The 9415-nt window shown below is 43.3% G+C and carries 11 protein-coding genes; 1 reads left to right on the forward strand and 10 read right to left on the reverse strand.

Annotated elements, in window-relative coordinates; genetic code table 11:
- Nucleotides 1-61 precede the first annotated feature (61 nt).
- Nucleotides 62-682, reverse strand: a complete 621-nt coding sequence (locus VZ94_RS07885) for a methylthioribulose 1-phosphate dehydratase (protein WP_052700314.1) — start codon at nucleotides 680-682, stop codon at nucleotides 62-64.
- 206 nt (nucleotides 683-888) lie between these two features.
- Between VZ94_RS07885 and VZ94_RS07890 the strand changes: the two genes are divergently transcribed.
- Nucleotides 889-1965 (forward strand): NAD-dependent epimerase, encoded by a 1077-nt coding sequence (locus VZ94_RS07890; protein WP_045778806.1) that lies wholly within the window; start codon nucleotides 889-891, stop codon nucleotides 1963-1965.
- On the opposite strand, the gene VZ94_RS07895 is transcribed toward VZ94_RS07890, so the two are convergent.
- The 9 genes from VZ94_RS07895 to pncB form a co-directional block, all read right to left on the reverse strand.
- Nucleotides 1910-2884: a glycosyltransferase family 2 protein gene (locus VZ94_RS07895; protein ID WP_131655502.1), complete on the reverse strand. Its 975-nt coding sequence runs from the start codon at nucleotides 2882-2884 to the stop codon at nucleotides 1910-1912. The genes VZ94_RS07890 and VZ94_RS07895 overlap by 56 nt on opposite strands.
- Nucleotides 2881-3489: a hypothetical protein gene (locus tag VZ94_RS07900; protein ID WP_045778808.1), complete on the reverse strand. Its 609-nt coding sequence runs from the start codon at nucleotides 3487-3489 to the stop codon at nucleotides 2881-2883. The genes VZ94_RS07895 and VZ94_RS07900 overlap by 4 nt, the downstream gene beginning before the upstream one ends.
- A 17-nt stretch (nucleotides 3490-3506) precedes the next feature.
- The gene (locus tag VZ94_RS07905) at nucleotides 3507-4409 is read right to left on the reverse strand and encodes a beta-1,6-N-acetylglucosaminyltransferase (protein WP_052700315.1); all 903 of its coding nucleotides are present in this window, start codon (nucleotides 4407-4409) and stop codon (nucleotides 3507-3509) included.
- Nucleotides 4409-5407, reverse strand: coding sequence for a glycosyltransferase family 2 protein (locus VZ94_RS07910; protein WP_082081458.1), 999 nt, complete (start codon nucleotides 5405-5407; stop codon nucleotides 4409-4411). The genes VZ94_RS07905 and VZ94_RS07910 overlap by 1 nt, the downstream gene beginning before the upstream one ends.
- Before the next feature lie 132 nt (nucleotides 5408-5539).
- Nucleotides 5540-6262: a sulfotransferase gene (locus VZ94_RS07915; RefSeq protein WP_045778809.1), complete on the reverse strand. Its 723-nt coding sequence runs from the start codon at nucleotides 6260-6262 to the stop codon at nucleotides 5540-5542.
- A 158-nt stretch (nucleotides 6263-6420) separates the two neighbouring features.
- A complete protein-coding gene (locus VZ94_RS28425) occupies nucleotides 6421-6576 on the reverse strand; it encodes a hypothetical protein (RefSeq protein ID WP_239649740.1) in 156 nt (51 codons plus the stop codon).
- Nucleotides 6577-6580: 4 nt separating this feature from the next.
- Nucleotides 6581-7429, reverse strand: coding sequence for an NAD(+) synthase (gene nadE, locus VZ94_RS28430; RefSeq protein WP_239649741.1), 849 nt, complete (start codon nucleotides 7427-7429; stop codon nucleotides 6581-6583).
- A gap of 2 nt (nucleotides 7430-7431) precedes the next feature.
- A complete protein-coding gene (locus VZ94_RS28435; protein ID WP_239649742.1) occupies nucleotides 7432-8067 on the reverse strand; it encodes a nitrilase-related carbon-nitrogen hydrolase in 636 nt (211 codons plus the stop codon).
- Entirely contained in the window at nucleotides 8060-9247 is a 1188-nt protein-coding gene (pncB, locus tag VZ94_RS07925) for a nicotinate phosphoribosyltransferase (RefSeq protein ID WP_045778810.1), read from the reverse strand. Before pncB ends, VZ94_RS28435 begins: the two co-directional genes overlap by 8 nt.
- Nucleotides 9248-9415: the final 168 nt, after the last annotated feature.

A 9415-nucleotide genomic window follows, 5' to 3' on the forward strand; every position in this document is an offset into this window, starting at 1 on the left:
TCGCTACGTTCGCCACTTCTAGGGCGGTTCGGTTCGTTAACGTTATAAACGGTTAATACGGTCATAATGGTTTCATTCCTTTTAACTGTAGTTCACAAGCAAATAAAAAATCAAATGCCTCTAAGTGGCGTAAAGCATCATTAAGTGTTTGTCCCCAGGCGTATAAGCCATGTCCCTCGATGATATAACCGTGACAGACTTCTACGCTGGCTAAATAACTGTTAACAAGATTGGCTAAACGGGCAATATTTTGGTCGTTAGCGAAAATTGGCACAATGAGCTGGCTTTCATGAGTCTGAATGCCAGGAAAGGCTTTCAGTAATTCATAGTTTTCTAAGATGCAACGTTGTTGGTAGCATTTAGAGATTAATACGCTATTCAGTGGGTGAGGATGTAGTACGGCATGGATGTCGGGAAAATGCTGATACAGCGAGGTGTGCAGCAAGGTTTCGGCAGAAGGCTTTTTGCCATCGAGCGAGCGTCCCTCAGCATCTATTAGCATAATATCGCTCGTTTGCAAACGGCCTTTATGTTTACCGGATACGGTGATGGCAATCGTGCCATCGGCTAAACGTAGTGAGAAATTGCCGCTGGTGGCGGGCACCCAAGCTTTACTATCAATAAAGCGGCCTGCGGCTATAAGTTGCTGGGCGGCGTCGTAAAAATCGGTTGGGTAAGTCATAGTGTTGTGTGATTGATGTTTGTGTAGCAGCTATCGGCAGTTTATCAGCACTGACATTTTGTCGAAAATCCTTATACTATGCGGCTTTCTGTGCTTAATAGTTGAGCATTATTGTGAGCTAAACGCACAACTAATCCAAGTAAAACAACAATAATACTTAATTAACACGGCACGTATATTACGCTTTTTCGATTAGGGAGCTTTATTTGAATATTTTGGTGACAGGTGCGGCAGGGTTTATTGGCTCAGCCTTGAGTCTTAAACTGCTAGAACGCGGTGATCATGTCGTAGGTATTGATAATTTAAATACTTATTACGATGTAAATTTAAAACTAGCGCGGTTAAATCGGCTAACTTGTTTTAAACATTTTAAGTTTGTTAAGCTAGATGTGACGGATAAAACTGAAGTTAACACATTGTTTGAAAAAGAAAAATTTTCTCATGTGATGCATTTAGCGGCTCAGGCTGGCGTGCGTCATTCGTTGACTCATCCTGAGGTGTTTATCGAAGCCAATATTGTTGGCTTTTTAACGATATTAGAAGCCTGTCGCCAATATGCGATAGAGCATTTGGTTTATGCGTCAACCAGTTCAGTATACGGTGCTAATACACGAATGCCGTTTTCTATTCGCGATAACGTTGATCATCCAGTTTCGTTATACGCTGCGAGCAAGAAAGCCAATGAGCTAATGGCGCATAGTTATAGTCATTTATACCGGCTACCGACTACCGGATTGCGGTTTTTTACGGTGTATGGGCCTTGGGGCAGACCGGATATGTCGCTGTTTTTGTTTACGCGTAATATTCTCGAAGGCAAGCCTATTGATGTATTTAACTGCGGCCAGCATTGGCGCGATTTTACTTATATCGATGACATTGTCGAAGGTATTATCCGCGTGTTAGATAAACCCGCTCAACCCAATCTTGCGTGGTCAGGCGATAATCCCGACCCCAGTTCTAGTTTAGCGCCTTATCGTGTTTACAATATAGGTAATAATCAACCGATTAACTTATTAACGTTTATCGAAACTTTAGAGCAGTGTTTAGGTAAAACGGCAATTAAGAATTTATTACCTTTACAACCCGGTGATGTGCCGGATACTTATGCCGATGTATCGGATTTAGTCAATGAGTTTTCGTATCAACCGAATACGACGTTAGAAGAGGGGATTAGAAACTTCGTCACTTGGTACCAAGATTTTATGGAGTTAATCCTAACTAAAGATATTATCTCGGACAACTTACAGGCTGAAAATACTGCAGTAGCTTTTGCTTATGGATAGGTAGCTCTGTAACTGCACCGGTTTTTAATGACTTATCTAAGTGCAATAAACGTTGATATTCCTCTTTTAATCGACCTTGTTGGTACAGTGCATACCAGCGTTTGACATGCCAAGCGGCGACAGGGTCGGTATGGGTGAGTTTGCTTAGATTAGCCAAGCCTTCGCCGTTATTAATGATTTTCTTCTGGAATTGCTCGAAGCCACGCACAGGAAAATGCAGTATTTCAATATCTTGCGAGATATTTTTAACAAAATTTCTACGATGGTTGGCTAAGAGAATGTCATGATTGCCTTGCACCACATCAACATGGCCTTGGCGTGTTTTATAGATGATTTTATTTGGATAGCGGTACAGTAAAAACGAGCGCCAATTCACTTCTTTCATCACGGTTTGCACCGGTTTACTGATAGGTTGGGCGACTTCGTAACAAACATCATCTGGAAAACGCTCTCTACCGTTATTAGCTGCGAGTACCATATTAACAATTGGAATCGATAGCACATCGGCGTCGTATTTTAAACATAGCTCGTGTTTTAACGAGCCACTGTTGGGATACCATAATTCATCAGCATCCGAATGAAAAACCGCATCAGCGCCGAACTGTGCGAGCGCTAAGCGCCCCATGTTGTTTACCCAAGCCGCTTGTTGAAAGACGCGACTCGGCTCATGCAATAAATGCACGACGCCTTGCTTTACATAGTCTTGTAAAATTTCAGTGGTGCCGTCACTAGACCCGTTATCGGTCGCGATAATAAAATCAACGCCATGATCTAAATGGAAACGTATGTTACCTTCGACCACGTCGGCTTCGTTACGCACTAACAACGTCATGATTAAACGGGTTTGCGCTTTGAGTTTTATAAAGTCATGGTGATGTGAATGAACGTTTTCATGGACGTCTGGATTCAATAACATCACGCATTCATTCCTAGTGTTTGTAAATGCGTTAATACCGCTTGAATGTCAGTATTCACTAACTGATGCTGTTGGGTTTTAATAATGAAAACATGTTTGTTGGCACTACGAATATCGGCTAAATAATCTGACATAATCATGTTGTCGAAAGCTTTTGACCACATTAACTGCTGGGTTTCGGCATCGTAATAGTGATCTTCGGGCATGACGAAAATTAAGCTAGCTTGCGGGTCGAACACAACAACCTTATCCATTTCATGTCCACAAGGTAAACGCAAAATAAAGCCCGTCAATTGCTGCGGCTGAATATGCAATACATCCACTAAAAAATTAGGTCGCTTCATATCGCGTAACGCCGGTTTATCCGCTGGATAAAGCGGATGCGTTAACGGCAGGCCGTAATCAATGAAACCACCATGATAAAGCTCCCGGTAACAACGCAAACCAGCGTGTTGGTTTAATGCTAAGCGCAAAGGCTCTAAATCGACGCCATGATAAGCCAGAATGACGAAATAAGGTGTTTTATTCCATTCCAAATCGCCGTACCAGGCATCTAATTGTCGGCCAATGACGCGTCTATTCGGTAAGCCGCGCCATTGTATGGACATAAAATGTTGTAAACTCGCTAAGTGTTTATTGAGATGATGCGGTACGCCTGACCGATAGTGGCTAGGTGGTTATCTAAGCCAGCGCGTAACTGCTGCGCATAAGGCGATAGTTTGCGCACAAAAAAGAATTCTTGTTGCAGCAAAAATGCCAGATGGTCGTTATAAAAGGTTAATGCATTGCCTTGCTCGGTAAACTGATAAAACGTTAAGCTTTGATTGACACGCTCATGCTTTGGCACACAAAACGCTACTAAGGTTTGGAAAAATAATTCATCGGGTACCCACGTCGTTTTGAAAAAGCGTAACAAGCGCTTGTTTTGGATTAATACCAACAACTGAGTCACCGTAGATCCGCGTAAGCCCCACCACTGCGAGCCAAAATACGGTGTTAACTCACGCGGAAAACGGCGTTTTAAGCCCAGCTTTTTTTGCCAAGCCAAACAAAACTCAAATAAGCCGCGTTGATGTCGCCAATTAAACCAATGATGATACCAATATCTATCCTGCACTAAACCTTGCACCACCCAACGTTCCCGCTCAGGATTGACGCATTCAATGAAGTCTTTGCCTTGCGCGCTTAAAAACTGTTTTAACACGCGAATCGGTTTAAGCAAATAATCGGCGCCGCTTAATAACACGACATAATCAACGGTTAGCTTTTGCTGTTGTATTAACTGCAAGCAAGCCAGCGTTGCTGCAACCATAGACCAATCGCCCCAAGTGATTTTATAACGTGGCGCAAAGTGTAGCTTAGCGCTGTGACAGCCCGATAAAGATACCTGAGCTTGGGTGCGAATATCTTCAGCATTGTTTTTATCCCAATGCAAGACGACCTCGTCGCCGTCAGCGAGTAAATGCCGGACTAAGCGCAACACTTGGTCTGGATGCTGATGTGCCAGCACAATAAACGCAATACGCATTAAAACCAACGTCCGATGTTCATTAACCCTAAATCCACGCATTGTCGCCAGTTGCTAAACTTGACCGATGCCTGACACCAAAGCGGCGTATGCTGGTTTAAGCCATCTAAATAGCGTTGATATTCACGCGAGCCTGCATAATGTTCTTGGCGCTGCATTTCTTCTTCAACTTTTTCGCGCATCAGCGATAAATACTTAAAATGTAGCAAACAACCGGTAGGGGCTAAGGTGTCGCTAAAATGTGGACGGTTTAACCGTTTCGGCCAAGCGATATGAGTAGACGATATATACGCGTAATAGCTGCGCCATTTAATCAACACGGTTTTATTTAATGCCGGTGCTAGCTCAGGGTTATCGGCAAAAAACACGCGCCGCCTTACGCCACCACGAATCCACCACTCATTGTAAGTAGGGCGTTTGTCTTGATAATAACCGCTGCCATCAAACCACGCGCATACCGATAACGGGTCTTGTCCAGCATGATAATGGGCTGTATCGATATTTTTTTCCGAATACATGTCTAGCATCAAACTAAAGAAACAATCTTTACCTTCTTGAGTTAAAAAATCGGTTAACTCACGCAGGGAGCGCGTATCGCAATACGGGTAATGTAAAAACTCATCGGCATCGACTGTTAAACACCAATGCCCTGTGCCATAACGTCTGAGTAGCTCATTTAACCAATACACGCCATATTTTGCCGCTTTATAACTGGCTTTAGTATGCCAAACCGAGCAATCTTGCCGTGATTTAAGCAAGTCCATTAAGCCGTCGCTAGAATCATTATCAATAAACAAAAAATGGTTAATGCCTAAACGCTGGTAATAGTCTAAAAAGAACGGTAAGCGTAGGGTTTCATTACGCACAACCATAAAGGCCAATAAATCATTGGTGTTAATACGTTGGGTATTATCCAATACTAAAGTTAAATCTTTGGCATGGCGTTTGGCATTCACCCAATGCGGATAGGCGCTGATAATCAATTTAAACCAAGACATCAACACAAACCGTTAAATGTTTTTTTAACAAAATCAGTGTTAAAAAATGTGTGTAAAAATTGATATTGCGTGTGAAATTGCTCGGAAAAATAATCAATTACCGGTTCCGGTAGCGTAAACGCAGCCGTTGCATTAACTTTTTTTCTCTGGTGCGGAATAATGCTCGTAATGACTGACGCCTATAAACGCTTCAACAGTGGTTAATACTTGCTTAGGTTGGGTTGCGATATGTTTAAACGGGATAAATAAAATAGCGTCTTTATCAAATTCAGCTAACCATTGTGGGATATAGTCAAGATACGCACCCCGACATAACACATCGTCAGAAGCGGCTAATTCTAACCATTCTGCGACTGAAATTTCTGACTTCATACGCCGCTTTTCGGTTTCCATTCTAAGCTGCGACAACGCACGCGCAACAGGGTCGCGAATAATCCAAATCAGTTTAACCGGCCCTAGCAATTGTTTGACATAGCGAATGCCTTCAGGACCAATCGCGCAATATTTAGGTGTAATATCGCCAATGATTTTGCCTTGCGCGCCTGGTCGTTGAAATATCGCTTCATACCAAACTTCGGAAAACATAGGCTCACTGGCAATGTCGGTTAAATAGCGTACATAGCTAAAATCCAACTGTTTCGTATTATTCGCATAATTTCTCAACACATTACTAATGCATTGTTTGATATGCCAACGTGACCAGCTACGTGTCGATTGGCAAAACAAATGATCAAAATAATGCAATTCTTTAACGGGGGGTAACCAAATATCAGGATGTTGTCTTAACTGCTCAAACAACCAAGACGTACCGGCTTTTTGCGCGCCAATACAAAGAAAATGGGGTAGTTGTTTCATGAATACGATAGCGATAACAAGGAGGACGTATTCTAATCTGATTTACCACTATAGTTTAAGGGCGAAGTTAAATAACCTGAGTTCGACATTTATGCGGGCGTTAAGAGGCGAATTAATAGTTAGCGCTAATTGGCATTTGCCTGCCAGCGCCAAACGCTCTAGGACGAATCCGAATAAGCGGTGGTGCTTGTCGGCGTTTTGTATTCGTTACGGTTAATCATCGCAGCAATTCGGCAATAAACTGCATCGCCTTCGGGTGTTTGACGGTATTGGCTGACAAAGGTATTGGCATGGTGAAATTCAGCTTCTGTCAATAACTCACCTTCCAGCAAAATTTTTTAATATCTCATCTAATACCGGATAAGGCGGTAAGCTGTCGGTGTCGCGTTGGTCTGGCGCTAATTCGGCAGAGGGTTCTTTAGTCAAAATAGCTGTTGGAATAAGCTCACGACCAGCGCGTTGGTTTAGGTAATGTGCGAGCTGATAGACTTCGGTTTTATATAAATCGCCTATAAGTCCTAATCCGCCATTGGTATCACCGTAAAGCGTACAATAACCGACCGCTAATTCACTTTTATTGCCGGTTGTTAGCACTAAAGCGCCTGTTTGGTTGGAATAAGCCATTAACACCGTACCACGAATGCGCGCTTGCAAATTTTCTAACGCGACACCTGTTAATGGCTTAGAGAAGGCGTCAGCAAACTGTTGGCTATAACTTTCGACTAATTGTCTAATGGGGTGGGTGTATAAGCGAATGCCTAAAGCGCTGCATAACGCCTCTGAGTCACTGATTGAGCCTGTGCTAGAAAATTGCGATGGCATCGTAATTGCCGTGACATGTTCAGCGCCTAATGCTTCGGCAGCTATTGCTAAGGTTAATGCCGAATCAATACCGCCGGAAGAGCCGACGACAACCGAGCTAAAGCCACAACGTCTGGCGTAGTCTTTGAGTCCTAGCACAATATGCTTCAGTATAGCGTCTTCATGACTAAGCGTCGCAATAGGTTGTTCTTGGGCGATAAAGCTGCCGTTAGTAAAATAAACCGTTGTGTTGACGGTTTCAAACGCTGGGCATTCATAAGCAATCACGCCATTAGCGTTTACAGCAAATGATGCACCATCGAATACCAAGCTGTCTTGCCCGCCGACTTGATTCACATAAAGCATGGCTATTTGGTGTCGCTGTGCAGCTTGGCAAAAAATTTTGATGCCGTTGGGCGCGTTTTGCCTATATTAGCTGGGCTGGCATTAATGCTAACAATAAAGTCGGGTTTTGCTGCTGCTAAGCTGTCAAAAGGATTAATCGCGTAATCGATAGAAGCGTCATTCCACGCATCCTCACAAATCATAACGCCGATGTTAAAACCCGCTAGTTTGATACATACGGCTTCATTTGGGCCTGGCTCGAAATGCCGACGTTCATCGAAAATATTATAAGTGGGTAATAGTTGTTTGCGATAACAGGCAATAATGTTGCCTTGTTGAATTGCAACGAGCGCATTATATAAAGGTTTACCCGGTGCGTGTCTGCGTATAGGCAAACCGATAATAATCGTCAACTCAGGATAGCGCTGTGTCTGCGTTTGCACGCATGTTAAAGCGTGGTCGCAAGCCGCTATAAAATCAGCTTCATTGAGTAAGTCACCAGGATAGTAACCGCATAATGCTAGTTCGGGAAACACCAGTAATTTCGCCTGTTGCTGGTGAGCGTCTAACATCGCTTGCGCTATGAGTGCTAAGTTGCCGGTAAAGTCACCAATCGTTGGGTTGATTTGGGCAATGGTAATAGGCAGCGTATTATTCATAATGGTTAAACTGTTGTCGTAAATAAGCGACGAATAACGCATCATCGCATAAGGTTTTGCCGGGTGCGTCGGATAACTTGGCGACTGGGCTGTCATTACAACGCATGAGCTTCATGACGATATTCAACGGCTTAGCGCCTAAATCGTTGGTTAAATGGGTGCCTATGCCGAAACCGAGTTGAATGCTATCGGCAAAGTGTTGGTAGAGCGCAATGGCTTTCGCGGTGTCGAGTCCATCGGAAAAAATTAAGCGCTTATGTTGAGGGTTGATATTAAGCGCTTGATAATGTGCCAATGCTTTTTCGCCCCAAACAAAGGGGTCGCCGGAATCATGGCGCAAGCCGTCGAATAATTTGGCGAAATATAAATCGAAATCGCGTAAAAATGCATCCATGCCAATGGTATCGGTTAATGCAATACCTAATTCGCCGCGAAATTCTTGCACCCAATCTTCTAACGCAGTGCGTTGAAATGCTTTTAAGTTAACGCTATAGGCTTGATAAGATTGCAAATACTCATGTGCCATCGTGCCTATAGGCTTTAAGCCGAGTTGTTTGGCTAAATAGACGTTAGACGTGCCTTTGAAATGGTTAGGCAATTCGGTTTTTAAGGTAGCGACGACTTCATCATGCCAAGCGCTAAATGCGCGTCGGCGTAAACCAAAATCGAAAAATTCAAACGGATGCGTTTTAGTCGATGCGGCGCAAACCTGTTTCAATTGCGTAATTTTGGCCTGTAAACGCTGCCGACCTTCTGCAAGCAAGTCGGCTTGATTGAAACGGCGAAAATACAATTCCGAAACCACATAGAGGCAATACATTTCGAAATTCATGACATGAATTTGTGGGCCGGTTGCTTGTATACATAAACGCTCGCCTTCAGTAAAAATCTTAAGGTATTTGGCTTGAAATCGAAACAAGGCCAAAAACTCAATAAAGTCTGGTTTTAAAAACTGCAATTGGCTTAGATAGGCCAGTTCATCATCGCTAAACCGTAGCGAATATAAATAATCCAGTTCGCGTTGCACATCAAAAGCTAATTGCGCTAATGGGTAGTCAGGTGGCGTGCGGCAGATGAATTCATAACTAGCGGTGGCTTCTGGGTGCTTATGCAGCATGGTTTGCCACATAGGGAATTTATAAAGGTCGTTTTCCAATAAACTTCTGATAATAGGTTGCATAGATTTTCTCGTCAGTATGACTCAGTGAGCATTGCGCTAGTGGTTAACCGCACACCGTGTTGGTTTAAGTCGGAATAGAATTGCTGAACCTGGTTTTCATAACCAGGCACAGCGCTCATGCAGTCCGTCAACAAAACTAGCTTGTTGGCGGCATTCAGGCCGCCATAG

The sequence above is a fragment of the Methylocucumis oryzae genome, assembly GCF_000963695.1.
GTDB classification, from domain to species: domain Bacteria; phylum Pseudomonadota; class Gammaproteobacteria; order Methylococcales; family Methylomonadaceae; genus Methylovulum; species Methylovulum oryzae.